26 protein-coding genes are annotated in these 26,782 nt (G+C 59.7%); 19 read left to right on the plus strand and 7 right to left on the minus strand.

All coding sequences use genetic code 11. From position 1 onward, the window contains the following. The first annotated feature begins 62 nt into the window (after positions 1 to 62). The 8 genes from metG (at position 63) to ACSSVH_RS20575 (ending at position 6,972) form a co-directional block, all read left to right on the plus strand. Entirely contained in the window at positions 63 to 2,114 is a 2,052-nt protein-coding gene (gene metG, locus ACSSVH_RS20540; RefSeq protein ID WP_492633660.1) for a methionine--tRNA ligase, read from the plus strand. A gap of 106 nt (positions 2,115 to 2,220) precedes the next feature. Continuing rightward, positions 2,221 to 2,772, plus strand: a complete 552-nt coding sequence (locus tag ACSSVH_RS20545; protein WP_492633661.1) for an Rnf-Nqr domain containing protein — start codon at positions 2,221 to 2,223, stop codon at positions 2,770 to 2,772. Then, positions 2,769 to 3,977, plus strand: coding sequence for an electron transport complex subunit RsxB (gene rsxB / locus ACSSVH_RS20550; RefSeq protein WP_492633662.1), 1,209 nt, complete (start codon positions 2,769 to 2,771; stop codon positions 3,975 to 3,977). The genes ACSSVH_RS20545 and rsxB overlap by 4 nt, the downstream gene beginning before the upstream one ends. Next, the gene (locus ACSSVH_RS20555; RefSeq protein ID WP_492633663.1) at positions 3,964 to 4,929 is read left to right on the plus strand and encodes an RnfABCDGE type electron transport complex subunit D; all 966 of its coding nucleotides are present in this window, start codon (positions 3,964 to 3,966) and stop codon (positions 4,927 to 4,929) included. The genes rsxB and ACSSVH_RS20555 overlap by 14 nt, the downstream gene beginning before the upstream one ends. Then, on the plus strand, positions 4,926 to 5,531 hold the full coding sequence (locus ACSSVH_RS20560) for an RnfABCDGE type electron transport complex subunit G (RefSeq protein WP_169954440.1): 606 nt from the start codon (positions 4,926 to 4,928) through the stop codon (positions 5,529 to 5,531). The genes ACSSVH_RS20555 and ACSSVH_RS20560 overlap by 4 nt, the downstream gene beginning before the upstream one ends. Further along, positions 5,524 to 6,027 carry an Rnf-Nqr domain containing protein gene (locus tag ACSSVH_RS20565; RefSeq protein ID WP_492633664.1) on the plus strand — a complete coding sequence of 168 codons (504 nt, stop codon included), beginning with the start codon at positions 5,524 to 5,526 and terminating at the stop codon, positions 6,025 to 6,027. The genes ACSSVH_RS20560 and ACSSVH_RS20565 overlap by 8 nt, the downstream gene beginning before the upstream one ends. 16 nt (positions 6,028 to 6,043) lie before the next feature. Then, positions 6,044 to 6,682 (plus strand): endonuclease III, encoded by a 639-nt coding sequence (gene nth, locus ACSSVH_RS20570; protein WP_169954442.1) that lies wholly within the window; start codon positions 6,044 to 6,046, stop codon positions 6,680 to 6,682. Positions 6,683 to 6,789: 107 nt separating this feature from the next. Beyond that, the gene (locus tag ACSSVH_RS20575) at positions 6,790 to 6,972 is read left to right on the plus strand and encodes a PA3496 family putative envelope integrity protein (protein WP_169954443.1); all 183 of its coding nucleotides are present in this window, start codon (positions 6,790 to 6,792) and stop codon (positions 6,970 to 6,972) included. A 62-nt stretch (positions 6,973 to 7,034) separates the two neighbouring features. On the opposite strand, the gene ACSSVH_RS20580 is transcribed toward ACSSVH_RS20575, so the two are convergent. The 3 genes from ACSSVH_RS20580 to ACSSVH_RS20590 form a co-directional block, all read right to left on the minus strand. Then, the gene (locus ACSSVH_RS20580) at positions 7,035 to 7,667 is read right to left on the minus strand and encodes a response regulator transcription factor (RefSeq protein ID WP_169954444.1); all 633 of its coding nucleotides are present in this window, start codon (positions 7,665 to 7,667) and stop codon (positions 7,035 to 7,037) included. 623 nt (positions 7,668 to 8,290) lie between these two features. Continuing rightward, positions 8,291 to 9,508 carry an argininosuccinate synthase gene (locus ACSSVH_RS20585; protein ID WP_029295244.1) on the minus strand — a complete coding sequence of 406 codons (1,218 nt, stop codon included), beginning with the start codon at positions 9,506 to 9,508 and terminating at the stop codon, positions 8,291 to 8,293. A gap of 128 nt (positions 9,509 to 9,636) precedes the next feature. Beyond that, entirely contained in the window at positions 9,637 to 10,545 is a 909-nt protein-coding gene (locus tag ACSSVH_RS20590) for a flagellar protein MotY (protein WP_492633665.1), read from the minus strand. 156 nt (positions 10,546 to 10,701) lie between these two features. Here ACSSVH_RS20590 and pyrC point away from each other — a divergent pair, with 156 nt between their 5' ends. Continuing rightward, positions 10,702 to 11,748 (plus strand): dihydroorotase, encoded by a 1,047-nt coding sequence (gene pyrC / locus ACSSVH_RS20595; RefSeq protein WP_032858441.1) that lies wholly within the window; start codon positions 10,702 to 10,704, stop codon positions 11,746 to 11,748. Then, positions 11,745 to 12,416, plus strand: a complete 672-nt coding sequence (gene rnt / locus ACSSVH_RS20600; RefSeq protein WP_029295237.1) for a ribonuclease T — start codon at positions 11,745 to 11,747, stop codon at positions 12,414 to 12,416. The genes pyrC and rnt overlap by 4 nt, the downstream gene beginning before the upstream one ends. 71 nt (positions 12,417 to 12,487) lie before the next feature. Here rnt and ACSSVH_RS20605 read toward each other — a convergent pair whose 3' ends face one another. Next, entirely contained in the window at positions 12,488 to 13,090 is a 603-nt protein-coding gene (locus tag ACSSVH_RS20605; protein WP_032858443.1) for a peroxiredoxin, read from the minus strand. Positions 13,091 to 13,325: 235 nt separating this feature from the next. Between ACSSVH_RS20605 and ACSSVH_RS20610 the strand changes: the two genes are divergently transcribed. Then, positions 13,326 to 13,544, plus strand: coding sequence for a bacterioferritin-associated ferredoxin (locus tag ACSSVH_RS20610; RefSeq protein ID WP_038442994.1), 219 nt, complete (start codon positions 13,326 to 13,328; stop codon positions 13,542 to 13,544). 201 nt (positions 13,545 to 13,745) lie between these two features. Then, complete coding sequence (gene bfr, locus ACSSVH_RS20615; protein ID WP_038442996.1) at positions 13,746 to 14,216, plus strand: bacterioferritin; 471 nt, start codon at positions 13,746 to 13,748, stop codon at positions 14,214 to 14,216. Between the two features lie 79 nt (positions 14,217 to 14,295). On the opposite strand, the gene grxD is transcribed toward bfr, so the two are convergent. Beyond that, positions 14,296 to 14,634: a Grx4 family monothiol glutaredoxin gene (gene grxD, locus ACSSVH_RS20620; RefSeq protein ID WP_032858447.1), complete on the minus strand. Its 339-nt coding sequence runs from the start codon at positions 14,632 to 14,634 to the stop codon at positions 14,296 to 14,298. 103 nt (positions 14,635 to 14,737) lie between these two features. Continuing rightward, positions 14,738 to 16,846 (minus strand): molybdopterin oxidoreductase family protein, encoded by a 2,109-nt coding sequence (locus ACSSVH_RS20625; RefSeq protein ID WP_492633666.1) that lies wholly within the window; start codon positions 16,844 to 16,846, stop codon positions 14,738 to 14,740. Positions 16,847 to 17,281: 435 nt separating this feature from the next. Here ACSSVH_RS20625 and argF point away from each other — a divergent pair, with 435 nt between their 5' ends. Beyond that, positions 17,282 to 18,202, plus strand: coding sequence for an ornithine carbamoyltransferase (argF, locus tag ACSSVH_RS20630; protein WP_169954448.1), 921 nt, complete (start codon positions 17,282 to 17,284; stop codon positions 18,200 to 18,202). Then, the gene (locus ACSSVH_RS20635; protein WP_169954449.1) at positions 18,199 to 19,308 is read left to right on the plus strand and encodes an ABC transporter ATP-binding protein; all 1,110 of its coding nucleotides are present in this window, start codon (positions 18,199 to 18,201) and stop codon (positions 19,306 to 19,308) included. The genes argF and ACSSVH_RS20635 overlap by 4 nt, the downstream gene beginning before the upstream one ends. A gap of 173 nt (positions 19,309 to 19,481) precedes the next feature. Here ACSSVH_RS20635 and ybaK read toward each other — a convergent pair whose 3' ends face one another. Further along, on the minus strand, positions 19,482 to 19,952 hold the full coding sequence (ybaK, locus tag ACSSVH_RS20640; protein WP_492633667.1) for a Cys-tRNA(Pro) deacylase: 471 nt from the start codon (positions 19,950 to 19,952) through the stop codon (positions 19,482 to 19,484). A 371-nt stretch (positions 19,953 to 20,323) separates the two neighbouring features. Between ybaK and ACSSVH_RS20645 the strand changes: the two genes are divergently transcribed. The 5 genes from ACSSVH_RS20645 to ACSSVH_RS20665 all read left to right on the plus strand — a co-directional run bounded on the left by ACSSVH_RS20645 (position 20,324) and on the right by ACSSVH_RS20665 (position 26,701). Then, positions 20,324 to 21,178, plus strand: coding sequence for an MIP/aquaporin family protein (locus ACSSVH_RS20645; RefSeq protein ID WP_492633668.1), 855 nt, complete (start codon positions 20,324 to 20,326; stop codon positions 21,176 to 21,178). A 79-nt stretch (positions 21,179 to 21,257) separates the two neighbouring features. After that, a complete protein-coding gene (gene glpK, locus ACSSVH_RS20650; RefSeq protein WP_169954452.1) occupies positions 21,258 to 22,763 on the plus strand; it encodes a glycerol kinase GlpK in 1,506 nt (501 codons plus the stop codon). 97 nt (positions 22,764 to 22,860) lie between these two features. Further along, positions 22,861 to 23,616, plus strand: coding sequence for a DeoR/GlpR family transcriptional regulator (locus tag ACSSVH_RS20655; protein WP_038443004.1), 756 nt, complete (start codon positions 22,861 to 22,863; stop codon positions 23,614 to 23,616). Positions 23,617 to 23,909: 293 nt separating this feature from the next. Continuing rightward, on the plus strand, positions 23,910 to 25,448 hold the full coding sequence (glpD, locus tag ACSSVH_RS20660; protein ID WP_170041831.1) for a glycerol-3-phosphate dehydrogenase: 1,539 nt from the start codon (positions 23,910 to 23,912) through the stop codon (positions 25,446 to 25,448). Between the two features lie 320 nt (positions 25,449 to 25,768). Then, positions 25,769 to 26,701, plus strand: a complete 933-nt coding sequence (locus tag ACSSVH_RS20665) for a glutamate/aspartate ABC transporter substrate-binding protein (protein ID WP_169954454.1) — start codon at positions 25,769 to 25,771, stop codon at positions 26,699 to 26,701. The last annotated feature ends 81 nt before the right edge of the window (positions 26,702 to 26,782 follow it).

The raw sequence follows: 26,782 nt of genomic DNA on the forward strand, positions 1-26,782 counted from the left end.
TGAAATAAATTTCCCGGCGCTTTATAGTGGCCGACCTCCGTTTCATCAAGTAGCCGAGCCCCATGTCCGAGCCACGCAAGATCCTCGTCACCAGCGCCCTGCCCTATGCCAATGGTTCCATCCATCTTGGCCATATGCTTGAGTACATCCAGACCGATATGTGGGTGCGCTTCCAGAAGCATCGCGGCAATCAATGCATTTATGTCTGCGCGGACGACGCCCACGGTTCGGCCATCATGTTGCGCGCCGAAAAGGAAGGCATCACCCCGGAACAACTGATCGCCAACGTCCAGGCTGAACACAGCGCCGACTTTGCCGAGTTCCTGGTGGATTTCGACAACTTCCACTCGACCCACGCCGAAGAAAACCGCGAGCTGTCGAGCCAGATCTACCTCAAGCTGCGTGACGCCGGGCACATTGCCACCCGCTCGATCACCCAGTATTTCGACCCGGAAAAGAAAATGTTCCTGGCCGACCGCTTCATCAAGGGCACCTGCCCCAAGTGCGGCACCGAAGACCAGTACGGCGACAACTGCGAAAAATGCGGCGCCACCTACGCGCCAACCGACCTTAAGGATCCGAAGTCGGCGATTTCGGGCGCCACCCCGGTGCTCAAGGATTCCCAGCACTTTTTCTTCAAGCTCCCGGATTTCCAGGAAATGCTGCAAGCCTGGACCCGCAGCGGCACCCTGCAGGACGCCGTAGCCAACAAGATCGCCGAATGGCTGGATGCCGGCCTGCAACAGTGGGACATCTCCCGCGATGCGCCGTATTTCGGCTTCGAGATCCCCGATGAGCCGGGCAAGTACTTCTATGTGTGGCTGGACGCGCCGATCGGCTACATGGCCAGCTTCAAGAACCTCTGCGACCGCACGCCAGAGTTGGACTTCGACGCGTTCTGGGGCAAGGACTCCACCGCCGAGCTGTACCACTTCATCGGCAAGGACATTGTCAATTTCCACGCCCTGTTCTGGCCGGCGATGCTCGAAGGTTCGGGCTACCGCAAGCCGACCGGCATCGCCGTACACGGTTACCTGACGGTCAATGGCCAGAAGATGTCCAAGTCCCGTGGCACCTTTATCAAGGCGCGCACCTACCTGGACCACCTGTCGCCGGAGTACTTGCGCTACTACTACGCGTCCAAGCTGGGCCGCGGCGTCGACGACCTGGACCTGAACCTGGAAGACTTCGTGCAGAAGGTCAACTCGGACCTGGTGGGCAAGGTGGTCAACATCGCCAGCCGTTGCGCCGGGTTTATCCACAAGGGCAATGCTGGCGTGATGGTGCCGGTCAACGCCGCACCGGAGCTGACCGATGCCTTCCTGGCCGCCGCGCCAAGCATTGCCGACGCCTATGAAGCCCGCGACTTTGCCCGCGCCATGCGCGAGATCATGGGCCTGGCCGACCGCGCCAACGCCTGGATCGCCGACAAAGCGCCGTGGTCGCTGAACAAGCAGGAAGGCAAGCAGGATGAAGTCCAGGCCATCTGCGCCACCGGCATCAACCTGTTCCGCCAGTTGGTGATCTTCCTCAAGCCGGTGCTGCCGTTGCTAGCCGCTGACGCCGAGGCCTTCCTCAACGTTGCACCGTTGACCTGGAATGACCACGCCAGCCTGCTCAACAACCATAAGCTCAACGAGTTCAAGCCGCTGATGACCCGTATCGACCCGGTCAAGGTGCAGGCCATGTCGGACGCGTCCAAGGAAGACCTGACCGCCAGCCAGACCGACACCGGCGAAGCCGCCCCGGCCGGCAATGGCGAGCTGGCCAAGGATCCGTTGTCACCGGAAATCGACTTCGACGCCTTTGCCGCCGTGGACCTGCGGGTTGCACTGATCATCAAGGCCGAAGCCGTGGAAGGTGCCGACAAGCTGTTGCGCCTGACCCTGGATATCGGCGACGAGCAACGCAACGTGTTCTCCGGGATCAAGAGTGCCTACCCGGACCCGTCCAAGCTCGATGGTCGACTGACCATGATGATCGCCAACCTCAAGCCACGAAAAATGAAGTTCGGCATCTCCGAGGGCATGGTGATGGCAGCCGGCCCTGGCGGCGAAGAAATCTACCTGCTCAGCCCCGACAGCGGCGCCAAGCCTGGCCAGCGCATCAAGTAACCCGAAGCGCCCTGTCGCGGTGATTGGCCGCGACAGGGCGGTTTGCGCTAGTACCCTCTCCCTGCTTGCCGGATAATCAGGCCCTGTTTGCTTAACCGGCTCGACCATGACCGAACTGCTTGTCGCCCTTCTCTGCGCCGCCCTGATCAGCCATTACCTGCTGCGCCTGGCGCTGCCTGGAGATCCCCGGGTGGAGCGACTGCGGGTACACGCCCTTGGGTTGGCGACCACGCTGTTGATGGTGCTGACGGGTGTTTCGAGCTACCTGCTTGTTCATTTCGTGTTGCAACCCTTGGCGCTGGACGCGTTATGGCTGTTTGCCTATGTTCCCTTGGCGATCCTGTTGAGCCAGCCGTTGCTGAATGGGCTTTCGCGCCATGTGCCCGCCCTGCCCGTCGATGGCTTATGGGTGCCACTGCTGGCTAACGCCGGCGTGCTCAGCGTGGTACTCCTGGGCCCGGGCCACGCCAGCCAACTGATCTACAGCCTGGGCATCGGCCCGGCGTTCTGGCTGACCTTCAGCCTGTTCAGCGATTTGCGCCAGCGAATAGATGAAAACGATATCCCCCAGCCCTTCAAAGGCTTGCCCGTGGACCTGCTCAGTGCCGGGCTGATGGCCGTGGCATTCCTGGGCTTAAACGCAATGATCAAACCATGAGCCTGATTCAACGTATCGACGCCCTGCTGCCCCAAACCCAATGCGGCAAATGCGGGCACCCCGGTTGCAGGCCCTACGCCGAAGGCATCGCCCAGGGCGAGGCCATCAACAAGTGCCCGCCGGGCGGCCCCGAAACCATTGCCGAACTGGCGCAGTTGTTGAACCTGGTACCGCTGGAGCTGGACAGTTCCCGTGGTGAAGCCCCGGCGCAGATCGCCTTTATCCGTGAGGCAGAGTGCATTGGCTGCACCAAATGCATCCAGGCCTGCCCGGTGGATGCGATTGTCGGCGCGGCCAAGCTGATGCATACCGTGATCGTGGATGAATGCACCGGCTGCGACTTGTGTGTGGCTCCCTGCCCGGTGGACTGCATCGACATGCTGCCGCTGCCCCTGGCCGCGGTGCTGCCGATTGTCGCGGGCTATGCGATTACTGCCGAGGAGCGCCAGGCGCGCGGGACCAAGCGTGATCGCGCCCGCCGTCGCTTCGAGCAGCGCAACGCAAGGCTGCAACGCGAGGAAGAACACAAGCTGGCGGAGCGCCTGGCCCGCAGCAAACGCCCGGCCCCCATCGTGCAGGCCAATAGCGACCCATTGCAGGCCGCCATCGAACGCATGCGCGCACAAAAAGCCGCAGAGATCGACACAGCGTTAAAAAAAGCCAAGGTCAACCTGGCAATGAGCCGGGCGCAACTGCACAAATCCCTGAAAGCCTTTGGCCATCCGCCGACCTTTGAGCAGCAGTCGCAGTTGATCATCCTGCAGCAGCAGTTTGAGTCCGCCGAACAGGCATTGACCGCCCTCGCAGCGAACGCCCCCACAGTGGCGCCCCCCCAGACCAGTAAAGACCCTGAGCTCAAGCGCGCAAAAATCCAGCTGGCCATGCGTCGCGCCGAGCTGAAAAAGGCCCAGGACGCACTGGCCGATGCAGAGCAACTGACCACACTCGGCGCAGCCCTGGCCGCCGCCGAACAGGTGTTGCACGCAGCCGAAGAAAAATCCGAGCAGCCCCGGCCGGACCTGCAACGTATCGAGAAACGGCCCATCGACCGTCACCTGCGCCAGTTGAAGACCGCCCTGGCCTATGCCCGCGCCGACCTGAGCAAACTTGAGCGCCAGCCCACCAGCAGTGCCGCCGAGCTGACGGATGCCAGGCTGCGCGTGGATGAAGCCCAACGGCAAGTAGATAGTCATGTCTGCGCCTGAGGTGGTTGATCGCCAGCAACACGCCATGCAGCGATTATTGCTGGCCACAACGCCCGGCGTGCTGGTGCTGTTCTGGCTGTATGGCTGGGGCGTGCTGATCAATCTGTTGCTGGCCGGCAGCTGTGCATGGGCCGTCGAAGCCGGTGTGCGCCAAGTGCGCGGCGATGATTCCCGCGACTTGGGCGGCCTGGTCAGCGCGGTGTTGCTGGCCTTGGCGCTGCCACCTTATTGCCCGTGGTGGTTATGCCTGGGCGCTGTCAGCAGTGGCTTGCTGTTGGGCAAACACCTGTATGGCGGCAAGCAAAATCCCTTCAACCCGGCCATGCTCGGTTACGCGCTGATGCTGCTGGCCTTTCCCCAGCCAATGACCCATTGGCCGGCGTCCCACGGCCTGGACCTGCTGGCCGGCCTGCAACAAGTGTTCGGCCTGCACGGCGAGACCGCCGATGCCTGGGCCCGGGCCACGGCGTTGGATGCCTTGCGCATCAATAACAGCCTGACTGTCGACGAGCTGTTTGCCCGCCACCCGGCTTTCGGCCAGCTCGCAGGTAAAGGCACTGAGTGGGTGAACCTGGCATTTCTCGCTGGCGGCCTCTATTTACTGCAGCAACGGGTCTTCAACTGGCATGCGCCGGTGGGCATGCTCGCCAGCCTGTTTGTCATCAGCCTGCTGTGCTGGAACGGCTCGGGTTCGGACTCCCATGGCTCCCCGCTGTTTCACCTGCTGACCGGAGCCACTATGCTCGGAGCCTTCTTTATCGTCACCGAGCCGGTGTCGGGTGCAAAAAGTGCGCGGGCACGCTTGTTGTTTGGGGTGGGCGTGGGATTGCTGACCTATCTGGTCCGCACCTGGGGCAGCTACCCCGATGGCGTGGCGTTCGCGGTGCTGATGATGAACCTGGCAGTGCCGGCACTGGAGCGCTGGACGCGGCCGCAGGCGGTGGAAGCATGAAGCGCACCTCGCAAGCCTTGAGCGTGCTTTTGATCGCCGCCGGCGCGGTAGGCCTGACCCTTGGCCTGCAACAGCTGACCGCCAAGCCCATTGCCGCGCAGCAGCGTGAAATGCAAAGCCGGGCGTTGCTGGATGTACTGCCTGCTGGCAGTTATGACAATCAACCGCTGGAACGCCCCTTGGACGTTACTTCGGCAATGCTGGACAACAGCCAACTGCTGGGAGCTTACCTCGCGACCTTGGCCGGCAAACCCAGCTCCGTGGTGCTTCGCTCCCAGGTCGAGGGTTATGGTGGCCGCATCCAATTGCTGATTGCCATCGACCGCAACGCCAAGCTGCTTGGGGTCAAGACCCTGGCACACACGGAAACGCCCACGCTGGGCGGGCATATCGGCGAACCCGGCAATCCCTGGCTTGCCTCATTCAAGGGGCTGTCGCAGGAAAATCCACAGGCTTGGGCGCTGAAGAAAGACAGCGGCCAGTTCGACCAAATGGCCGGTGCGACCATCACGTCCCGCGCCGTGATCAACGCGATCCACGATGCCCTGCGGTATTTTGACGAGCACCGCCAGGCCCTGCTGGAGCGCACCGACCATGACTAAGCCATTGGTCCTCGGCAACCTGTTGCTGCTGCCGGCGCTGCTGGGTGTCAGTGACACGCCGGCGAGCGCTGCAACGTTCTGGGTTATGTGGGCGCTGATCATGATGCTCCATGGCTGGAGCTGCGGCTGGGTGCGCAATCGCCTCAGTGGCCAGTGGCGGCTGATGGCCAATGTATTACTGGCCACCACCTGGGTCAGTTGCGCCAACCTAGTGGCGCAGGCAGTGGCCTTTGCCCCGTCTACGGGCCTGGGGGCATACCTGGCCTTGATCGGCCTGCAATGCGTGCTGCTTGAGCACGAAGGCCTGTTCGCCGCCCACCAGCGCAGGGCACAACTTAAACTGTTCGCGCTAGTAACCGGGCTACTGGCTGCAATCACCCTCTCGCGCTTGTTACTCGGCAGTAGCATCGCCACCCTCGCCCCCACAGGGTTTATCCTGCTCGGGTTGCTGCTCGCCGGGTGGCAGGCCTGGACCCAACGCCACACACCACATTGAAGGAACCGCTCGCCCAATGAACGCCGCAAAACGCCTGGAGATCTTTCGTCGGTTTCACGAGGACAACCCCGAGCCCAAGACCGAACTGGCCTACTCATCGCCGTTCGAGTTGCTGATTGCCGTGATCCTGTCTGCGCAATCGACGGATGTAGGCGTCAACAAGGCCACGGCCAAGCTGTTTCCCGTGGCCAACACCCCGGCTGCGATCCATGCCCTGGGGGTCGAAGGGTTGTCGCAGTACATCAAGACCATTGGCCTGTACAACAGCAAGGCGAAAAACGTCATTGAAACCTGCCGACTACTGGTCGAGTTGCATAACGGTGAAGTGCCAGAGACCCGCGAAGCACTTGAAGCCCTGCCCGGCGTTGGCCGCAAGACGGCCAATGTGGTGCTCAATACGGCGTTTCGCCAATTGACCATGGCGGTGGACACCCATATTTTCCGTGTCAGCAACCGCACGGGAATTGCGCCGGGCAAGAATGTGGTGGAGGTCGAAAAGCAATTGATGAAGTTTGTGCCGAAGCCTTACCTACTCGACTCCCACCACTGGCTGATCCTGCACGGTCGGTATGTGTGTCAGGCCCGCAAGCCGCGCTGTGGCAGCTGCCGCATCGAAGACTTGTGCGAATACAAGGAAAAGACGTCGGACGATTGAGCAATCATTGGTTTTATTGATCAGTCGATTGAAAAAATCTTTTTTACCCGGTGCACGATTGTCGATATAAGGAGCGCCAACGGCAGTCTTAGCCTGGAGTTAACCTTATGAGCACTGGCAAAGAACAACTGGATGTAGAAGAAGACTTTGTGGCCGCAGACACGGACGAGGCAGCCGAGGCGCCTGTAGAAGTTGCCAAGACCAATTTGAGCAAACGCCGCACCATCGACAACCTTCTGGAAGAGCGACGCTTGCAAAAACAGTTGGCCGATTACGATTTCGATCTCTAGCCAAACGATCACACAGAAGCCTCCGCCATGGAGGCTTTTTTCTGCCTGTTGCTCCCTGCTTCTTAAACCAGGCCGTTACGCTGGGCAAGCTCGATCAGGTCCACCAGGGACCGGGCGTTGAGCTTGAGCAGCAAGCGCGTCTTGTACGTGCTCACAGTCTTGTTGCTGAGGAACATGCCATCAGCGATCTCTTTGTTGGTCTTCCCCTGGGCCAGTTGCTGCAGCACCATCATCTCCCGGCCTGAAAGCCGCTCGACCATGTCGGCTTCGCAGGTATTACCCTGGCTGGAACGCACCGAGTTGAGTGCCTGGTTGGGGAAGTAGCTGTAGCCGGACAGCACCGCCTTGATCGCGCTCAGCAACTCGGTCAGATCCTGTTGCTTGCACACGTAGCCAGCCGCGCCCGCGTGCATGCAGCGCATGGAGAAGTGGCCCGGCGCCTGCGACGTCAACACCAATACCTTGAAGGGTTGCGCCTGCTTGGTGGAAGACAGGCGACAAATAACTTCCAAACCGTCAAGTTTGGGGATTCCAATATCCAGGATGACAATATCCGGCATATGCTCCCGCGCTAGTTGCAACGCGTCGACTCCGTTATCGGTCTCTGCAACGACCTCATAACCATGACGTTCCATTAGCATGCGTACAGCAAGGCGAATGACGGGATGATCATCCACGATCAGCACTTTATTCATGGGCAAGTCCAATTTCGCTGTTCGAATTATTCAGAACCAGCACAATAGCCTAGTCGTTTCCTCCTTGGCATAGCACTCCCCCCCAAGTAACGACAAGCAGAGACCCAACCCACAAAGTTATGAGAATAGGCCTACAAAAAAACGCCTATATGGATGTGTGGGTTATTGTTTGGCCTTTCAGAACTTTCCGTGAGCAAACATATTTTGAGCAAAAAAAAGCCTGCCGAACCAGCAAAAGTAAACACGACGCACGCCACTTTCAGGAAATGCCCCTTGCCAGGGTTGTACCGACAGGGACCATTACAGAAAAACACCTCTCGGAAAAGTTCCATGGGAAAATTCACTACTAACGATGTACCGAACCATCTGACAGATAATTCCTAAGACAAAACCAGGTATCTGATCCGTCCTACTAATTAACCGAATGAATTTAAACATAAATACTCATATACGGTTAACCTACCAACTTCCAGATACAAAAATCACAAGCAACCCATAATAAACAGCAACACCCTCAACATCAGAAAAAACATTAAACATAATTAAACAACGACGCCAAAAATTACAGTCAAAAAAAATGGCCCCTCATTCGAGGGACCACTTTTTATCCAGCCTGGACGACATCAGAACAACTTGCGGCCCTTGTTGGCCGCAATGCGCATGCGCAGAGCGTTGAGCTTGATGAAGCCAGCGGCGTCGGCCTGGTTGTAGGCGCCGCCATCTTCTTCAAAGGTCGCGATGTTGGCGTCGAACAGCGACTCATCGGACTTGCGACCGGTGACAATCACGTTGCCCTTGTACAGCTTCAAGCGCACAACGCCGTTCACATGGACCTGGGACGCGTCGATCATCTGTTGCAGCATCAGGCGCTCAGGGCTCCACCAGTAGCCGGTGTAGATCAGGCTGGCGTACTTGGGCATCAGCTCGTCCTTGAGGTGAGCCACTTCACGGTCCAAGGTGATGGACTCGATGGCGCGGTGCGCGCGCAGCATGATGGTGCCACCCGGGGTTTCGTAGCAGCCACGGGACTTCATGCCCACGTAGCGGTTTTCGACGATATCCAGACGGCCGATACCGTGCTCGCCACCGATACGGTTCAGGGTCGCCAGTACGGTGGCCGGAGTCATTTCGACACCGTCCAGCGCAACGATGTCGCCGTTGCGGTAGGTCAGTTCCAGGTATTGCGGCTTGTCAGGAGCGTTCTCCGGAGAGACGGTCCATTTCCACATGTCTTCTTCGTGCTCGGTCCAGGTGTCTTCCAGCACGCCGCCTTCATAGGAGATGTGCAGGAGGTTGGCATCCATCGAGTACGGGGACTTTTTCTTGCCGTGGCGCTCGATCGGGATTGCGTGCTTTTCAGCGTAATCCATAAGCTTTTCACGGGACAGCAGGTCCCACTCACGCCAAGGAGCAATCACTTTCACGCCTGGCTTCAAGGCATAGGCGCCCAGTTCGAAACGCACCTGGTCGTTGCCCTTGCCGGTGGCACCATGGGAAATGGCGTCTGCACCGGTTTCATTGGCAATTTCGATCAGGCGCTTGGCGATCAGAGGACGTGCGATGGAAGTACCCAGCAGGTACTCGCCTTCGTAGACGGTGTTGGCGCGAAACATCGGGAAAACGAAATCGCGGACGAATTCTTCGCGCAGGTCGTCAATGTAGATCTCTTTGACGCCCATGGCTTGCGCCTTGGCTCGTGCAGGTTCGACCTCTTCGCCCTGACCCAGGTCAGCGGTAAAGGTCACCACTTCACAGTTATAAGTATCCTGCAGCCACTTGAGGATCACCGAAGTGTCCAGGCCGCCGGAATACGCGAGAACGACCTTGTTTACGTCGGCCATGCCATCACTCCACGGGGTTTTACGGAAAGGCGTCGATTCTACCGATCAAAACCGTGAAATTACAGGGGCGCGACAGCAAATGAAGATAAAGCGACAGATTATGTCGGGCGAGCGACGAATGGCCGCACCTAAGAGGTCGCAGCTGCGTTCGCCGGGCCCGCAGCCTGAGGCGCCGGCTTTTCTGGGGCGGGCACGCGGTCGAGGTGGATATTCACCCGTCGGTTCTTCGCCCGGTTGGCCGGATTGGTATTGGGTACCAGTGGATAACGTTCACCGTGGAAACGCAGCACGATCTGCGACTCGGGGATGCCGTTGGCCTTGAAGAAGTCCATCACGGCCAAGCCCCGGCGTCGGGACAGGTCACGATTGGTCAGGCGGTTGCCGCTGTTGTCCGAATGGCCGTCCAGTTCGATATGGTTGACCGTAGGGTCGGCCTTGATGAACTCAAGCATCACCATCAACTTGGCCTTGGCGGCCGGGTCCAGGTCGATGCCGCCGCCCGGAAAGCCGACTTCAGCCTGCTTGACCTGCTCGAAGTTCATCGGCAGCAACTTCGCGGTACACAACTGGTAGTCGCTGTAGGCCTTGTTAAAGCGTACCGGCAGCAGGCGGATCTCCGAATAACCGCCATCCCGCGAATAGTGGCGCACGGTCGGGCTGCGGCCATCGAGCAAGCCATTTAACAGGCGCCCGGCCTGGGCCTGGGAACTGTTGAACAGCACATCACCACTGCCGGCCCGCACGGCGCCGAGGTTGATATCACCGCGCCCAGGCTGCCACGGCGCGGCCGCCGCCAATAGTGTTGCAGAGCCGACGCCCAACGCACCGTTGTAGGCTTTCAAACGAAATGTCGCCTGCTCGCCGGCCCGGCGCACGAACTCACCCGAACCAAAATCGGCGATAGGTTGGCTCAAGCGGCACTCGAACTTGTCGCCTTCCACCTTCCACTCAATATTTTCCAGGCGCGTCTGGAACGTCAGGGCCATCGCGGGCAGGCTGGCGAACACGCTGAGCAGGGCTAGATATTGCTGGCGCACGGGCGGCTCCACTGGTTTCTACAACACAACAAGGCGTCATACATCGTTAAGGCATACCCAGGGATATCGGTCGCGTCCTGCAAAACTTGATAGCGAGTGCCTGCAAGAGTCTTTTCCGGTAGCATTCCCACCAGATTGACCCGCCTGGAATCCCCAATGTCCGACCGCCTGACCCTGCTGCGTCCCGACGACTGGCATATTCATCTTCGCGATGGTGCTGCGTTGCCCCAAACCGTGGCCGATGTTGCGCGCACGTTTGGCCGCGCCATCATCATGCCTAACCTGGTACCTCCGGTGCGCAATGCCGCAGAAGCCGACGCCTATCGCCAGCGCATCCTCGCTGCGCGGCCGGCCGGCAGCCGCTTCGAACCGTTGATGGTGCTCTACCTGACCGACCGCACCCAGCCCGCCGAAATCCGCGAGGCCAAGGCCAGCGGTTTCGTACACGCTGCCAAGCTGTATCCGGCCGGCGCCACGACCAACTCCGACTCCGGCGTGACCAGTATCGACAAGATCCTGCCCGCCATCGAAGCCATGGCCGAAGTGGGCATGCCGCTGCTGATCCACGGTGAAGTCACCCGTGGCGATGTCGATGTGTTCGATCGCGAGAAGATCTTCATCGACGAACACATGCGCCGTGTGGTCGAGCTGTTCCCGACCCTCAAGGTGGTGTTCGAGCACATCACCACCGCAGACGCCGTGCAGTTCGTCACCGAGGCGTCGGCCAACGTCGGCGCGACCATCACCGCGCATCACCTGCTGTACAACCGCAACCACATGCTGGTGGGCGGGATCCGGCCGCACTTCTATTGCCTGCCGATCCTCAAGCGCAACACCCACCAGGTGGCGTTGCTCGATGCGGCTACCAGTGGCAGTGCGAAGTTCTTCCTCGGCACCGACTCGGCGCCCCACGCCCAGCACGCCAAGGAAGCGGCCTGCGGCTGTGCCGGCTGCTACACCGCTTATGCGGCGATCGAGCTGTACGCCGAGGCCTTCGAGGCGCGTAACGCCCTGGACAAACTCGAGGCTTTCGCCAGCCTCAATGGCCCGCGTTTCTACGGCCTGCCGGCGAATACCGACCGTATTACCCTGGTCCGTGAAGACTGGACCGCCCCCACCAGCCTGCCATTTGGCGAGCTGACCGTTATCCCGCTGCGCGCCGGTGAAACACTGCGCTGGCGCCTGCTGGAGGAACACAAGTGAGTGAAGACCATTACGACGACGAACAGGAACACGGTGGCGGCGGTTCGCGCCATCCGATGGCCGAGCGTTTTCGCGGCTATCTGCCTGTCGTTATCGACGTAGAAACCGGCGGCTTCAATTGCGCTACCGATGCGCTGCTGGAAATTGCAGCAACCACCATCGGCATGGACGAACAGGGCTTTGTGTATCCAGAACACACCCATTTCTTCCGCGTCGAGCCGTTTGAAGGCGCCAACATCGAAGCCGCAGCCCTGGAATTCACCGGGATCAAGCTCGACCATCCGTTGCGCATGGCCGTTAGCGAAGAAGCGGCATTGACCGATATCTTCCGTGGCGTACGCAAGGCCTTGAAGGCCAACGGCTGCAAACGCGCGATCCTGGTCGGCCACAACAGCAGCTTCGACCTGGGCTTCCTCAACGCCGCCGTGGCGCGCCTGGACATGAAGCGCAACCCGTTCCACCCGTTCTCCAGCTTTGACACCGCCACCCTGGCTGGCCTGGCTTATGGCCAGACCGTACTGGCCAAGGCGTGCCAGGCAGCCGGTATCGACTTCGACGGTCGCGAGGCCCACTCAGCTCGCTACGACACCGAGAAGACTGCCGATCTGTTCTGCGGCATCGTCAACCGCTGGAAGCAGATGGGCGGCTGGGAAGATTTCAGCGACTGATTGAATCGCCAAATCCCACGCATAAAAAAACCGGCCCTCTCAGGCCGGTTTTTTTTCACCGCGAACCTGGCTTACAGCTTGCCAGCGTTCTCGGTCAGGTAAGCCGCAACGCCTGCTGGCGAAGCGTTCATGCCTTTGTCGCCTTTTTTCCAGTTGGCTGGGCAGACTTCGCCGTGCTCTTCGTGGAATTGCAGAGCGTCGACCAGGCGGATCAGCTCTTCCATGTTACGGCCCAGCGGCAGGTCGTTGATGATCTGCGAGCGCACAACGCCCTTGTCGTCGATCAGGAACGCGCCACGGAAAGCCACGCCGCCTTCGGACTCAACGTCGTAGGCCTTGGCGATGTCGTGCTTCATGTCGGCAGCCATGGTGTATTTGACTTTGCCGATGCCGCCATCATTGATAGCGGTGTTGCGCCAGGCGTTGTGGGTGAAATGGGAGTCGATGGAAACGGCGACCACTTCAACGTTACGCGCCTTGAAATCGTCCATGCGGTGATCCAGGGCGATCAGCTCGGACGGGCAGACGAAGGTGAAGTCCAGCGGATAGAAGAACACCAGGCCGTATTTGCCTTTGATGGCTTCAGACAGCTTGAAGCTGTCAACGATTTCGCCATTGCCGAGGACGGCTGGGACGTCGAAATCCGGGGCTTGTTTGCCGACGAGTACGCTCATTGGTTATCTCCTGATGGTAATTGAAGTAAATGGACCGCCCTTGAGTCTGCCGCGAATTGACGACAGGCCTGTGACGCGATCACGCTTCGTAAAGACCGACCATCATACCTGAAAAAAGCCGTTCGTCAGTGTGGGGGCCAGGGCGGGCAACGGTTTGAGAAAGCACTTTGACAATCATTCTCGTTAACATTAAGATCCATCGCACTTAAGCCTTAAACCGCGATGGTTCTCCCTTATGTATGTCTGCCTCTGCACTGGCGTCACCGACGGACAAATCCGCGAAGCGATCTATGAAGGTTGCTGCAGCTACAAGGAAGTGCGTGAAACCACCGGCGTTGCCAGCCAATGTGGCAAATGTGCCTGCCTTGCCAAGCAAGTGGTACGGGAAACCCTGACAAAACTGCAGGTAGCCCAGGCGGCGATCCCCTACTCGGCAGAATTTACACACGCCTGAAACAGCCTATTTTAAAGAACCGGACTTAGTGTCCGGTTTTTTTATGCCTGTAATTCAAATAGTTAGGGCCAAGACGCGGAACACAAACATTCTTATTCCGATTAATTTTCATTTATTATTCAATAACTTAGGTTTGACACCAGTAATTGTGCAGCTCAAACTCCGCCCTATATACAACGAACACAGGGCAGGACCCCAATCATGAAAGGCGACATCTCAGTCATCCAGCAACTCAACAAAATCCTTGCCAATGAACTGGTCGCGATCAATCAGTACTTCCTGCATGCACGCATGTATGACGATTGGGGTCTGGAAAAGCTCGGCAAGCGTGAGTACAAGGAATCGATCAAGGCCATGAAGGACGCGGACGCGCTGATCAAGCGCATCCTGTTCCTCGAAGGCCTGCCGAACGTCCAGGACCTGGGCAAGCTGAACATCGGCGAGCACACCCTGGAAATGCTCAACAGCGACCTGGGCTTCGAGCGCAAGAGCCATGCCGACCTCAAGGCCGCCATCGCCCATTGCGAAACCAAGGGCGACTTCGGCAGCCGCGAACTGCTGGAAGATATCCTCGAAGACCAGGAAGAACATATCGACTGGCTGGAAACCCAAGTTGGCCTGATCGACAAAGTGACCTTGGAGAACTACCTGCAATCGCAAATGGGTGAATAACCCATCGCCTGCCGGTAAACATCAGGCACAAAAAAGCCCCGCTCTCGAATGAGAAGCGGGGCTTTTTATTGCGCGCCGATTACGCTTCGGTCTTGGCTGCCGCTTTTTCAGCAGCATCCTTGATCAGCGCTTGCAACGAACCATCAGCCGCCATTTCGGTAATGATGTCGCTACCGCCGACCAGCTCACCGGCCACCCACAGTTGTGGGAAAGTAGGCCAGTTGGCGTACTTGGGCAGATTGGCGCGGATTTCCGGGTTTTGCAGGATATCGACGTAAGCGAACTTTTCGCCACACTGCATGACAGCCTGGGAGGCCTTCGCGGAGAAGCCGCACTGCGGGGCATTCGGCGCGCCCTTCATGTAAAGCAGAATGGTGTTGTTAGCAATCTGCTCTTTAATCGTTTCGATGATATCCATGGAACACCTCGGCTGGAACTTTGCGACTCACAGGTCGGCACGGTGGCGCATTGTAACGCAAAATCCCAGCGTGGTGCTCGGGCTCCCCGACAGACTCACTGCGTCACGCCGCCGCGACCTGCACCGGCACGCCATTCAATGCCGCGTTGCCCGACAACTCATCCAACTGCCGCTCATCCGTCAGGTCGTTGGCGCTGGCCCCCGGCTGCGCGCTGGCAATGTTCATGTGCACGCCCGGCCGATCATGACCCCAACCGTGGGGCAGGCTGACCACGCCGGGCATCATCTCCAGGCTGGCCAGCACTTGCACCTCGATCATGCCGATCCGCGAACTGACCCGCACACGCTGCCCGTCACTGAGCTGGCGATTGGCTAAGTCATCCGGGTGCATCAGCAACTGGTGCCGCGGCTTGCCCTTCACCAGCCGGTGATAGTTATGCATCCATGAATTATTGCTGCGTACGTGCCGGCGGCCGATCAACAGCAACTCATCGACCTTGGGCAACGGCAATGCGGCAAACCGCGCCAGGTCCGCGAGGATCACTGCTGGCGCCGCCTGCACCCGACCATTGGCGGTTTTCAAGCGCGCGGCCAGGTTGGCCTTCAGCGGCCCCAGGTCCAGGCCGTGGGGATGCTCGGCCAACATCGCCACTGACAACTTGTGCGTGGAGGCGTCGCCATAGGCTCCCGCCCGCAGGCCCAGGTCAATCATCTGCGCCGGCGCCAGGGTCGGCTTGAGCGGGTTGCCGGTGCGGGCCGCAAACGCTTGGGCCAGGCCGACGAAAATCTCCCAGTCGTGCAGTGCACCCTCGGGCTTGGGCAGAATCGCCCGGTTGAAGCGCGTGACGTTGCGCACTGCAAACATGTTGAAGGTGGTGTCGTAGTGATCGTTTTCCAGGGCCGAGGTCGATGGCAGGATCAGGTCGGCATAGCGTGTGGTCTCGTTGATATACAGATCGACACTGACCATGAACTCCAGGCCGTCCAGCGCCTGCTCGAGTTGCCGCCCATTGGGCGTGGACAGCACCGGATTGCCAGCCACTGTCACCAGTGCGCGGATTTGTCCTTCGCCCTCGGTGAGCATTTCTTCGGCCAGGGCCGACACCGGCAACTCGCCACTGTACTCGGGACGCCCGGACACCCGGCTCTGCCAACGATTGAAGTGCCCGCCGGACGTGGCCGCCACCAGGTCTACCGCAGGCTCAGTGCACAAGGCACCGCCGACCCGGTCCAGATTGCCGGTAACCAGGTTGATCAACTGCACCAGCCAGTGGCACAAGGTACCGAACGCCTGGGTCGACACCCCCATGCGCCCGTAGCAGACAGCCTTGTCTGCCGCCGCAAAATCCCGCGCCAACTGGCGAATCTGCTCGGCCGGCACCGCGCATTGCGCGCTCATGGCCTCGGCGGTAAAGCCCGCGACAGCGCGGCGCACCTCGTCCAGGCCATCCACCGGCAAGTGGCTGTCGCGGGTCAGGTGCTCGCTGAACAATGCGTTGAGTAACCCAAACAGCAACGCCGCATCGCCACCGGGGCGCACAAACAGATGCTGGTCGGCCATGGCCGCCGTCTCACTGCGCCGGGGGTCGACCACCACCACTTTGCCGCCACGTGCCTGAATGGCCTTCAGGCGTTTCTCCACGTCCGGCACGGTCATGATGCTGCCATTGGAGGCCAGTGGATTGCCGCCAAGGATCAGCATGAAGTTGGTCTGGTCGATATCCGGGATGGGCAGCAACAGGCCATGGCCGTACATCAGGTGGCTGGAAAGGTGATGGGGCAACTGGTCTACCGATGTCGCAGAGAAGCGGTTGCGCGTCTTCAACTGCCCGAGGAAGTAATTGCTGTGGGTCATCAAGCCATAGTTATGCACGCTGGGGTTGCCCTGATACACCGCCACCGCATTGTGCCCATGCCGCGCCTGGATCCCCGCCAGCCGTTCGGCCACCAGGGCGAAGGCCTCGTCCCAGGGGATCGGCTGCCATTCGCTGCCCACCCGCAACATGGGTTGGTGCAGGCGATCGGGATCGTTCTGAATATCCTGTAGGGCCACGGCCTTGGGGCAGATATGGCCGCGGCTGAAGGTGTCCTGTGCATCACCCTTGATCGAGGTGATGGCAATACTGCCATCATCCGAGGTGGTGGTTTCCAGGGTCAGGCCGCAGATGGCTTCGCACAGGTGGCAGGCACGGTGATGGAGAGTCTTGGTCATGGCCAGTCTCTTTATTAGGGCTTTGGCCCGACTATGAGCCGCGCCCATCGGCGGCGCCAGCAACGTTCGCCCCGTGAATCAACGGGCATCAGGCCAGGCCATGGGTAAGCATGAGCAAATGTTTCAGAAACCTCCCACACCGCCCAGGAAACCGACCCAACCTGGCCCGGGGCCGCCATCACACATTGCAAAAGGTCGCGGCGCCAGTGTACAAATGACCCGCTGCTGTCCGTAAACAGGCCTCAAAAGTGCAATTCCCGCCCCTTTGAACACCCCTAAAAAACCGTAGCCTATTGGTAAGACGCGACATTTAGTGTCAATATCGCGCCTTCCCCTATTTCGTCGCCCCGTGCGGCTTTCGCCGCAGGTCTCGCCCGTTGTCACAATAAACAAGGCTTTGAGTATCTGCGGTCTGTTGCAAAAAGGTAGTTAATGATGAGCGCAAGGCACTTTCTCTCCCTGATGGATTGCACGCCCGAAGAGCTGGTCAGCGTGATCCGTCGAGGCATTGAGCTTAAAGACCTGCGTAATCGCGGCGTACTGTTCGAGCCTTTGAAAAACCGCGTACTCGGGATGATTTTCGAGAAATCGTCCACCCGTACCCGCCTGTCCTTCGAAGCCGGCATGATCCAGCTCGGCGGCCAGGCCATTTTCCTGTCGCCACGGGACACCCAACTGGGCCGTGGCGAGCCGATCAGCGATTGCGCCATCGTCATGTCGCGCATGCTCGATGCGGTGATGATCCGTACCTTCGCCCACAGCACCCTCACCGAATTTGCCGCCAACTCGCGGGTGCCGGTGATCAACGGCCTGTCCGATGACCTGCATCCCTGCCAGTTGCTCGCCGATATGCAGACGTTCCTCGAACATCGCGGCTCGATCCAGGGCAAGACCGTGGCCTGGATCGGCGATGGCAACAACATGTGCAACAGCTATATAGAAGCGGCGATCCAGTTCGACTTCCATCTGCGCATCGCCTGCCCCGAGGGCTATGAGCCGAGCGCCGAATTCCTGGCCAAGGCCGACGCCCGCGTACAAATCGTGCGTGACCCGAAAGACGCGGTGATCGGCGCGCACCTGGTGAGTACCGACGTCTGGACCTCCATGGGCCAGGAAGACGAGACCGCCAAGCGCTTGGCCCTGTTCGCACCTTATCAAGTCACCCGCGAATTGCTCGACCTCGCCGCGCCGGATGTGCTGTTCATGCACTGCCTGCCGGCCCATCGCGGCGAAGAAATCAGCCTCGACCTGTTGGACGACTCGCGCTCCGTCGCCTGGGACCAGGCAGAAAACCGCCTGCACGCCCAGAAGGCCTTGCTGGAGTTCCTGGTCCCACCGGCGTACCACCACGCATGAGCCAGCCACTTCTGCTGAATCTACGCAATCTGGCATGCGGCTATCAGGACCAACGGGTGGTGCAAAACCTCAACCTGCACCTTAACGCCGGCGATATCGGTTGCCTGCTGGGCTCCTCGGGCTGCGGCAAGACCACCACCCTGCGGGCGATTGCCGGGTTCGAGCCGGTGCACGAAGGCGAGATCAACCTGGCCGGCGAAGTGATCTCCAGCGCCGGCTTTACCCTGGCCCCGGAGAAACGTCGCATTGGCATGGTGTTCCAGGACTACGCGCTGTTTCCGCACCTCTGCGTGGCCGACAACATTGGCTTCGGCATTCGCAAACACCCGCACAAAGAGCGCGTGGTCGCCGAGCTGCTGGAATTGGTCAACCTGAAGAACCTGGGCAAGCGCTTCCCCCACGAACTGTCTGGCGGCCAGCAACAGCGCGTGGCCCTGGCCCGTGCGTTGGCGCCGGAGCCGCAATTACTGCTGTTGGACGAACCCTTTTCCAACCTTGACGGTGAACTGCGGCGCAAGCTCAGCCATGAAGTGCGCGACATCCTCAAGGCGCGTGGCACCAGTGCGATTCTGGTCACCCATGACCAGGAAGAAGCGTTTGCCGTGAGCGATCACGTCGGCGTGTTCAAGGAAGGCCGGCTGGAGCAGTGGGATACGCCCTACAACCTCTATCACGAACCGCTGACGCCCTATGTCGCGAGCTTTATTGGCCAGGGTTATTTCATCCGTGGCCAGTTGAGCACGCCGGAGTCGGTCAGCACCGAGTTGGGCGAGTTGCGCGGTAATCGTGCCTATACCTGGCCGACTGGCTCTGCGGTAGACGTTTTGCTGCGCCCGGATGACATCGTGTATGCACCGGACAGCGCCTTGAAAGCGCAGATTGTCGGCAAGACCTTCCTGGGTGCCTCGACCTTGTACCGCTTACAGTTGCCGACCGGTGCCCAGCTGGAATCGATTTTCCCCAGCCATGCCGATCATCAGGTGGGTGCGCAGGTGGGGATCCGCGTGGCGGCCGAACACCTGGTGCTGTTCCAGGCCTCGGGGAGCACGGCGGCGCAGATTCCGCAGGTGGAGTCCGGCGTGCGGCGCTACAGCACTGCCAGCTGAAGAAACCAAATCCAAAATGTGTGCAGGCTTGTGTGGGAGCCTGACTTGCCCGCGATGCAGGCGCCTCGGGTTGTCAGCTACAGCGAGGTGATGCTATCGCAGGCAAGCCAGCTCCCACACAAGCCAGCTCCCACAGAGGCTCGCTCCCACGTTTGATCCCACCGTTCTTGAATTCAAGCCCGGCCAATCGGCGCGAATTTGCCCTGGGTGTGCTCGGCCAACACCGCTGCCGCCAACTCCACTTCCAAACCCCTCCTACCCGCACTGACAAAAATTGTCGCAAAAGGCTGTGCGCTCTCATCGATGAAGGTGCGCAAGCGTTTCTTCTGCCCCAGCGGGCTGATCCCTCCCAACAAATAGCCGGTGGAACGCTGCGCCGCCGCGGGGTCGGCCATCTCGACTTTCTTCACCCCTGCCGCGTGCGCCAGGGCCTTCAAATCCAGACTTCCGACGACCGGCACCACCGCCACCAATAACTCGCTCTTTTCGCTGCTGGCGAGCAGGGTCTTGAACACCCGCGCCGGGTCGAGACTCAACTTCTCCGCGGCCTCCAGGCCATAAGAGGCGGCCCTGGGGTCATGTTCGTAACTGTGGATACGATGTTCGGCGCGAACTTTTTTCAACAAGTCCAATGCGGGTGTCATAGGGGCTCCAGGCTCGGGGGAAACGTGGAAAAGCAGGCCACCGATTCTAGGACAAACCCAGGCAAAACGCTCTAGTGCAGGGCGCTGTGCGACGAATCCGCGCAGATCCTGGCCACGCTCGCCGCCCATTGCGTCGCCTTGTTGCGGCGATCATTCACCGTGTTAATAGTTTGAAAATGACCGACCGTTCACTTTCGACCTTTGACAGCGGTGTTTCTTGTCTATATTTTTTCGTTTCCGAATACTGTAGGAATCTATCCACAGTGTCCGAGCAGTAAGCCGTGACCAGGATGGGGATCCTCGTCACAGTGAAAATCGCGCACCGCCCGTTGTGGCACCGCGCCAGACAAGAAAAAAAATCGAGGTTTTCAATGACAACTGCTCTTCAACAGCCTTCTCTTTCAAGCCAATGCATGGCCGAGTTCCTCGGCACCGCGCTGCTGATCTTCTTCGGCACCGGCTGTGTCGCTGCGCTCAAGGTCGCGGGTGCCAGCTTTGGCTTGTGGGAAATCAGCATCATCTGGGGGATCGGCGTGAGCATGGCGATCTACCTGAGCGCCGGCATTTCCGGGGCTCATCTCAATCCAGCCGTCAGTATCGCGCTGTGCATCTTTGCCGATTTCGACAAGCGCAAACTGCCCTTCTACATCATTGCCCAGGTTGCCGGTGCCTTTTGCTCGGCCGCGCTGGTCTACACGCTCTACAGCAACCTATTTTTCGATTACGAACAAACTCACCAGATGGTCCGCGGCTCCGCAGCCAGCCTGGAGCTGGCCTCGGTGTTCTCTACCTACCCCCACGCCTTGCTGAATACAGCCCAGGCGTTCCTGGTGGAAATGGTCATCACCGCCATCCTCATGGGCGTGATCATGGCCTTGACCGACGACAACAATGGCTTGCCCCGTGGCCCGCTGGCCCCGCTGCTGATCGGTTTGCTGATCGCGGTGATCGGCAGCGCCATGGGCCCGCTGACCGGGTTTGCGATGAACCCGGCACGGGATTTCGGCCCTAAACTGATGACGTTTTTCGCCGGCTGGGGTGAAATGGCGTTCACCGGCGGGCGCGATATTCCTTATTTCCTGATTCCGATCTTTGCACCGATTGTCGGTGCCTGCCTCGGCGCTGCGGCCTATCGCGGGTTGATTGCCCGCCATCTGCCCAACGCCACAGCGGCTAAAACTGATGCAGCCGAAACCGCCGCCAGCGGTAACACCCGAACTTCCTGAAAGCGGTAGCCTGGGCCCTTCTGCCCCTTTGCGGCCCAGGCTACTTACCCATTCCCTTTTTCCGTCCAAGGCAATCGACATGACCGACACACAGAATAAGAACTACATCATTGCCCTCGATCAGGGCACCACCAGTTCCCGGGCGATCATCTTTGATCGTGACGCCAACGTGGTGTGCACCGCCCAACGCGAATTCGTCCAGCACTACCCGCAAGCCGGCTGGGTCGAGCACGACCCGATGGAAATCTTCGCCACCCAAAGTGCCGTGATGGTCGAGGCCCTGGCACAAGCCGGCCTGCATCACGACCAGGTTGCCGCCATCGGCATCACCAACCAGCGTGAAACCACGGTGGTCTGGGACAAGATCACCGGCCGCCCGATCTACAACGCCATCGTCTGGCAGTGCCGACGCAGCACCGAGATCTGCCAGCAGCTCAAGCGCGACGGCCATGAGCAATACATCAGCGACACCACCGGCCTGGTCACCGACCCGTACTTCTCCGGCACCAAGCTGAAGTGGATCCTCGATAACGTCGAAGGCAGCCGCGAACGCGCGCGCAACGGCGAACTGCTGTTCGGCACCATCGACAGCTGGCTGATCTGGAAATTTACCGGCGGCAAGACCCACGTCACCGACTACACCAACGCCTCGCGCACCATGCTCTTCAACATCCACACCCTGGAGTGGGATGCGAAGATGCTCGAGGTGCTGGACATCCCGCGGGAAATGCTGCCGCAAGTGAAGTCCTCCTCAGAAATCTATGGCCGCACCAAAAGCGGGATTGCCATCGGCGGCATTGCCGGTGACCAGCAAGCCGCCCTGTTCGGCCAGATGTGCGTCGAGCCGGGCCAGGCGAAAAATACCTACGGCACTGGCTGCTTCCTGCTGATGAACACCGGCGACAAGGCCGTCAAGTCCCAGCACGGCATGCTCACCACCATCGCCTGCGGCCCCCGTGGCGAAGTGGCCTACGCGCTCGAAGGCGCGGTGTTCAACGGCGGCTCCACCGTGCAGTGGCTGCGCGACGAGCTGAAGATCATCAACGACGCCCACGACACCGAATACTTCGCCAACAAGGTCAAGGACAGCAACGGCGTATACCTGGTGCCGGCGTTCACCGGCCTGGGCGCTCCGTACTGGGACCCCTATGCCCGTGGCGCGCTGTTCGGCCTGACCCGTGGCGTACGCGTGGATCACATTATTCGTGCAGCCCTGGAGTCGATTGCCTACCAGACCCGCGACGTGCTCGACGCCATGCAGCAGGACTCCGGCGAACGCCTCAAATCCCTGCGGGTGGACGGCGGTGCGGTGGCCAATAACTTCTTGATGCAGTTCCAGGCCGATATCCTCGGCACCCAGGTCGAGCGCCCGCAAATGCGCGAGACCACGGCGTTGGGCGCGGCCTACCTGGCCGGCCTGGCCTGTGGTTTCTGGGGCAGCCTGGATGAATTGCGTGGCAAGGCGGTGATCGAGCGCGAATTCGAACCGCAACTGGACGAGGCAGCCAAAGAAAAACTCTACGCCGGCTGGAAAAAAGCGGTCAGCCGCACCCGCGACTGGGAACCCCACGAAGGCGCCGAATAAGCCACGCGCCGGACCCACTTAGGGTTGTAACTGGCAGGGAGCAGATTCCTGCGTCATCATGGGCCACTTTTTTGTACGGCAGCCCAAAGGACGCCCCATGAATCTGCCTCCCCGTCAGCAGCAAATCCTCGAACTGGTCCGCGAACGCGGCTACGTCAGTATCGAGGAAATGGCGCAGCTGTTCGTTGTGACCCCGCAAACCATCCGCCGCGACATCAACCAACTGGCCGAAGCCAACCTGCTGCGTCGCTACCACGGCGGCGCCGCCTATGACTCCAGCGTCGAAAACACCGAGTACGCCATGCGTGCCGACCAGATGCGCGATGAAAAACAGCGTATCGGCGAAGCCATTGCCGCACAGATCCCCGATCATGCCTCGCTGTTCATCAATATCGGCACCACCACCGAATCCATCGCCCGGGCGCTGCTCAACCACAGCCACCTGAAGATCATCACCAACAACCTCAACGTTGCCATGATGCTCAGCGCCAAGGACGACTTCGACGTGCTGCTGACTGGCGGCAATGTGCGCCGTGACGGCGGCGTGGTGGGCCAGGCCAGCGTGGACTTCATCAACCAGTTCAAGGTCGACTTCGCCCTGGTGGGTATCAGCGGCATCGATGAGGACGGCAGCCTGCTCGACTTCGATTACCAGGAAGTGCGGGTTTCCCAGGCGATCATTGCCAATGCACGCAAGGTGATCCTGGCAGCGGACTCGAGCAAATTCGGGCGCAATGCCATGATTCGCCTGGGGCCGATCAGCTTGATTGATTGCCTGGTCACCGATCAGCAGCCGGTGCCGGCGCTGGTCCAGTTGTTGAGCCAGAACAAGATTCGCCTGGAAGTCGTCTGATCTGGCGCTGAGATCTCTGGCGCCTGGACCACCGTCATCGCGGGCAAGCCCGCTCCCACAGTTGGAATGCGATCAACCTGTGGGAGCGGGCTTGCCCGCGATGGCAACCTAAAGAGCAACAACGCTCTTGAGCCAGCAGCAGGCTCAATGTTCACAATTTTTCCTTTCCCCGCCCTTCGATGAGTTTTTTCAATCGAAGTCGACTGGCTGTGCCCGCGTTTATAGGCTACCATTTTCGCAAATGAACATTAATGTTCGAATTCAAATATAAATAAAGATCGCGAGGCCAGCCGATGACCCCTTCTACCTTGCCTGCTCCACCCCTTGCCGAAGTCTATGATGTTGCCGTTATCGGTGGTGGGATCAATGGCGTGGGCATCGCGGCAGACGCAGCCGGTCGCGGCCTGTCGGTATTCCTTTGTGAAAAGGACGACCTGGCCAGCCACACCTCGTCCGCCAGCAGCAAGCTGATCCACGGCGGCCTGCGCTATCTTGAACATTACGAATTCCGCCTGGTCCGCGAGGCCCTGGCCGAACGCGAAGTGCTGCTGGCCAAGGCTCCGCACATCGTCAAGCAGATGCGCTTTGTGCTGCCCCATCGCCCGCACCTGCGCCCGGCCTGGATGATTCGTGCCGGCCTGTTCCTGTATGACCACCTCGGCAAGCGCGAAAAACTCGCAGGTTCCAAGAGCCTGAAGTTCGGTGCCGACAGCCCGCTGAAAAGCGAGATCACCAAGGGCTTCGAATACTCCGACTGCTGGGTCGACGACGCACGCCTGGTAGTACTCAATGCCATGGCCGCCCGGGAAAAAGGTGCGCATATCCACACCCAGACCCGCTGCGTCAGCGCCCGTCGCAGCAAGGGCCTGTGGCACCTGCACCTGGAACGCGCCGATGGCAGCCTGTTGTCGATCCGCGCCAAGGCCCTGGTGAATGCGGCCGGCCCGTGGGTCGCCAAATTCATCAAGGATGACTTGAAGCTCGATTCGCCCTACGGCATCCGCCTGATCCAGGGTAGCCACCTGATCGTGCCAAAACTGTACGAAGGCGCCCATGCGCACATCCTGCAGAACGAGGATGGGCGTATCGTCTTCACCATTCCGTACCTCAACCACCTGACCATCATCGGCACCACCGACCGTGAGTACACCGGCGACCCAGCGAAAGTGGCGATCACCGAAGGTGAAACGGACTACATGCTCAAGGTGGTCAATGCCCACTTCAAGCAGCAGTTGAGTCGCGACGATATCGTGCACACCTATTCCGGCGTGCGTCCGCTGTGCAACGACGAGTCGGATAACCCGTCGGCCATCACCCGCGACTACACCCTGGCGCTGTCCGGTACTGGCGAGGAAGCGCCGATCCTGTCGGTGTTCGGCGGCAAGCTGACCACCTACCGCAAGCTTGCCGAGTCGGCCCTGGCGCAACTGGCCCCGTACTTCCCGCATATCAAGCCAAGCTGGACGGCCAAGGCCAGCCTGCCCGGCGGCGAAGACATGAGCACCCCAGAAGCCCTGGCCTCGGACATTCGCAGCAAGTTCGAGTGGATCCCCAGCGAAATCGCCCGCCGCTGGTCGACCACCTATGGCAGCCGCACCTGGCGCCTGCTCGAAGGCGTGCAATCGCTGGCCGACCTGGGCGAACACCTGGGTGGTGGCCTGTACACCCGGGAAGTCGACTACCTGTGCGCCGAGGAATGGGCGACCCAGGCCTACGACATCCTGTGGCGCCGCACCAAACTGGGGCTGTTCACCACCTCCGAGGAGCAGGAAAACCTGCAGCGCTACCTGGTCAAGGTCGAGCAGAACCGCAACAAGATCGAAGCGGCCTGAGTGACAAAGCCCCTGCACCGAAAGGTCCAGGGGCTTTTTTTGGCTCGCACATCGTAAGCAGACTCCTACAAATTCGGTTTTCCGAACGCGATACCTCCCCCTATTCGGTTTGCCGGACTTAAACACCGGATAAACATCGTCACATAAAGTTAATCACCATATAAATCATATAGTTAGATCTTTATTAGCAGTCTGGCACGACTCATGCTCTACACTTGGGACGTGTTTGCCTGAGATGCTTCAGGAGCCGTCACAGGCATTCGCTGTATCGAAAGAGCCGTCCAGGCTTCATAAAAAAAACAAATGTCGAGGAAGTATTGATGCGTATCGTTCCCCATATTTTGGGCGCAGCCATTGCTGCCGCTCTGATTAGCACTCCAGTCTTCGCCGCCGAACTGACCGGCACGCTGAAGAAAATCAAAGAGTCGGGCACCATCACCCTGGGCCACCGCGACGCCTCCATTCCGTTTTCCTACATTGCGGATGGTTCGGGCAAGCCAGTGGGCTACTCCCACGACATTCAACTGGCCATCGTCAAAGCTGTCGAGAAAGACCTCGGCATGAAGGAAGGCGAGCTGAAGGTCAAATACAACCTGGTCACGTCGCAAACCCGTATCCCGCTGGTGCAGAACGGCACCGTGGACGTTGAGTGTGGTTCCACCACCAACAACGTTGAGCGTCAGCAACAAGTCGACTTCTCCGTCGGCATCTTCGAAATCGGTACCCGTCTGCTGTCCAAAAAGGACTCGACCTACAAGGATTTCGCTGACCTCAAGGGCAAGAACGTCGTGACCACCGCCGGCACCACGTCCGAGCGCATTCTCAAGTCCATGAACGCTGATAAGCAGATGGGCATGAACGTGATCTCCGCCAAGGACCACGGTGAGTCCTTCCAGATGCTGGAAAGCGGCCGCGCCGTTGCCTTCATGATGGACGATGCGCTGCTGGCCGGTGAAATGGCCAAGGCCAAGACGCCTACCGACTGGGCCGTGACCGGCACGCCGCAATCCTTCGAAATCTACGGCTGCATGGTTCGCAAAGGCGATGCACCGTTCAAGAAGGCTGTGGATGACGCCATCATCGCCACCTACAAGTCTGGCGCAATCAACGACATCTACACCAAGTGGTTCAGCTCGCCGATCCCACCAAAAGGCCTGAACCTGATGTTCCCGATGAGCGACGAACTCAAGGCCCTGATCGCCAATCCGACCGACAAAGCGGCGGACGACAAAACGGCTGAAAAAAAGTCCTGATTCCGAACTAACCTTATCCCCTGGGGGAGCCAACCCTCCCTCAGGTGCCTGTTACTACCTGCTGGCATTATTTGGAACACT

The sequence above is a fragment of the Pseudomonas sp. HC1(2025) genome, from assembly GCF_058742075.1.

What these genes read in the sequence shown, in the direction of transcription:
- metG (WP_492633660.1), top strand. Translation starts at nt 63, where the DNA reads ATGTCCGAGCCACGCAAGATCCTCGTCACCAGCGCCCTGCCCTATGCC.
- ACSSVH_RS20545 (WP_492633661.1), top strand. Translation starts at nt 2,221, where the DNA reads ATGACCGAACTGCTTGTCGCCCTTCTCTGCGCCGCCCTGATCAGCCAT.
- rsxB (WP_492633662.1), top strand. Translation starts at nt 2,769, where the DNA reads ATGAGCCTGATTCAACGTATCGACGCCCTGCTGCCCCAAACCCAATGC.
- ACSSVH_RS20555 (WP_492633663.1), top strand. Translation starts at nt 3,964, where the DNA reads ATGTCTGCGCCTGAGGTGGTTGATCGCCAGCAACACGCCATGCAGCGA.
- ACSSVH_RS20560 (WP_169954440.1), top strand. Translation starts at nt 4,926, where the DNA reads ATGAAGCGCACCTCGCAAGCCTTGAGCGTGCTTTTGATCGCCGCCGGC.
- ACSSVH_RS20565 (WP_492633664.1), top strand. Translation starts at nt 5,524, where the DNA reads ATGACTAAGCCATTGGTCCTCGGCAACCTGTTGCTGCTGCCGGCGCTG.
- nth (WP_169954442.1), top strand. Translation starts at nt 6,044, where the DNA reads ATGAACGCCGCAAAACGCCTGGAGATCTTTCGTCGGTTTCACGAGGAC.
- ACSSVH_RS20575 (WP_169954443.1), top strand. Translation starts at nt 6,790, where the DNA reads ATGAGCACTGGCAAAGAACAACTGGATGTAGAAGAAGACTTTGTGGCC.
- ACSSVH_RS20580 (WP_169954444.1), bottom strand. Translation starts at nt 7,667, where the DNA reads ATGAATAAAGTGCTGATCGTGGATGATCATCCCGTCATTCGCCTTGCT.
- ACSSVH_RS20585 (WP_029295244.1), bottom strand. Translation starts at nt 9,508, where the DNA reads ATGGCCGACGTAAACAAGGTCGTTCTCGCGTATTCCGGCGGCCTGGAC.
- pyrC (WP_032858441.1), top strand. Translation starts at nt 10,702, where the DNA reads ATGTCCGACCGCCTGACCCTGCTGCGTCCCGACGACTGGCATATTCAT.
- ACSSVH_RS20605 (WP_032858443.1), bottom strand. Translation starts at nt 13,090, where the DNA reads ATGAGCGTACTCGTCGGCAAACAAGCCCCGGATTTCGACGTCCCAGCC.
- ACSSVH_RS20610 (WP_038442994.1), top strand. Translation starts at nt 13,326, where the DNA reads ATGTATGTCTGCCTCTGCACTGGCGTCACCGACGGACAAATCCGCGAA.
- bfr (WP_038442996.1), top strand. Translation starts at nt 13,746, where the DNA reads ATGAAAGGCGACATCTCAGTCATCCAGCAACTCAACAAAATCCTTGCC.
- grxD (WP_032858447.1), bottom strand. Translation starts at nt 14,634, where the DNA reads ATGGATATCATCGAAACGATTAAAGAGCAGATTGCTAACAACACCATT.
- ACSSVH_RS20625 (WP_492633666.1), bottom strand. Translation starts at nt 16,846, where the DNA reads ATGACCAAGACTCTCCATCACCGTGCCTGCCACCTGTGCGAAGCCATC.
- argF (WP_169954448.1), top strand. Translation starts at nt 17,282, where the DNA reads ATGAGCGCAAGGCACTTTCTCTCCCTGATGGATTGCACGCCCGAAGAG.
- ACSSVH_RS20635 (WP_169954449.1), top strand. Translation starts at nt 18,199, where the DNA reads ATGAGCCAGCCACTTCTGCTGAATCTACGCAATCTGGCATGCGGCTAT.
- ybaK (WP_492633667.1), bottom strand. Translation starts at nt 19,952, where the DNA reads ATGACACCCGCATTGGACTTGTTGAAAAAAGTTCGCGCCGAACATCGT.
- ACSSVH_RS20645 (WP_492633668.1), top strand. Translation starts at nt 20,324, where the DNA reads ATGACAACTGCTCTTCAACAGCCTTCTCTTTCAAGCCAATGCATGGCC.
- glpK (WP_169954452.1), top strand. Translation starts at nt 21,258, where the DNA reads ATGACCGACACACAGAATAAGAACTACATCATTGCCCTCGATCAGGGC.
- ACSSVH_RS20655 (WP_038443004.1), top strand. Translation starts at nt 22,861, where the DNA reads ATGAATCTGCCTCCCCGTCAGCAGCAAATCCTCGAACTGGTCCGCGAA.
- glpD (WP_170041831.1), top strand. Translation starts at nt 23,910, where the DNA reads ATGACCCCTTCTACCTTGCCTGCTCCACCCCTTGCCGAAGTCTATGAT.
- ACSSVH_RS20665 (WP_169954454.1), top strand. Translation starts at nt 25,769, where the DNA reads ATGCGTATCGTTCCCCATATTTTGGGCGCAGCCATTGCTGCCGCTCTG.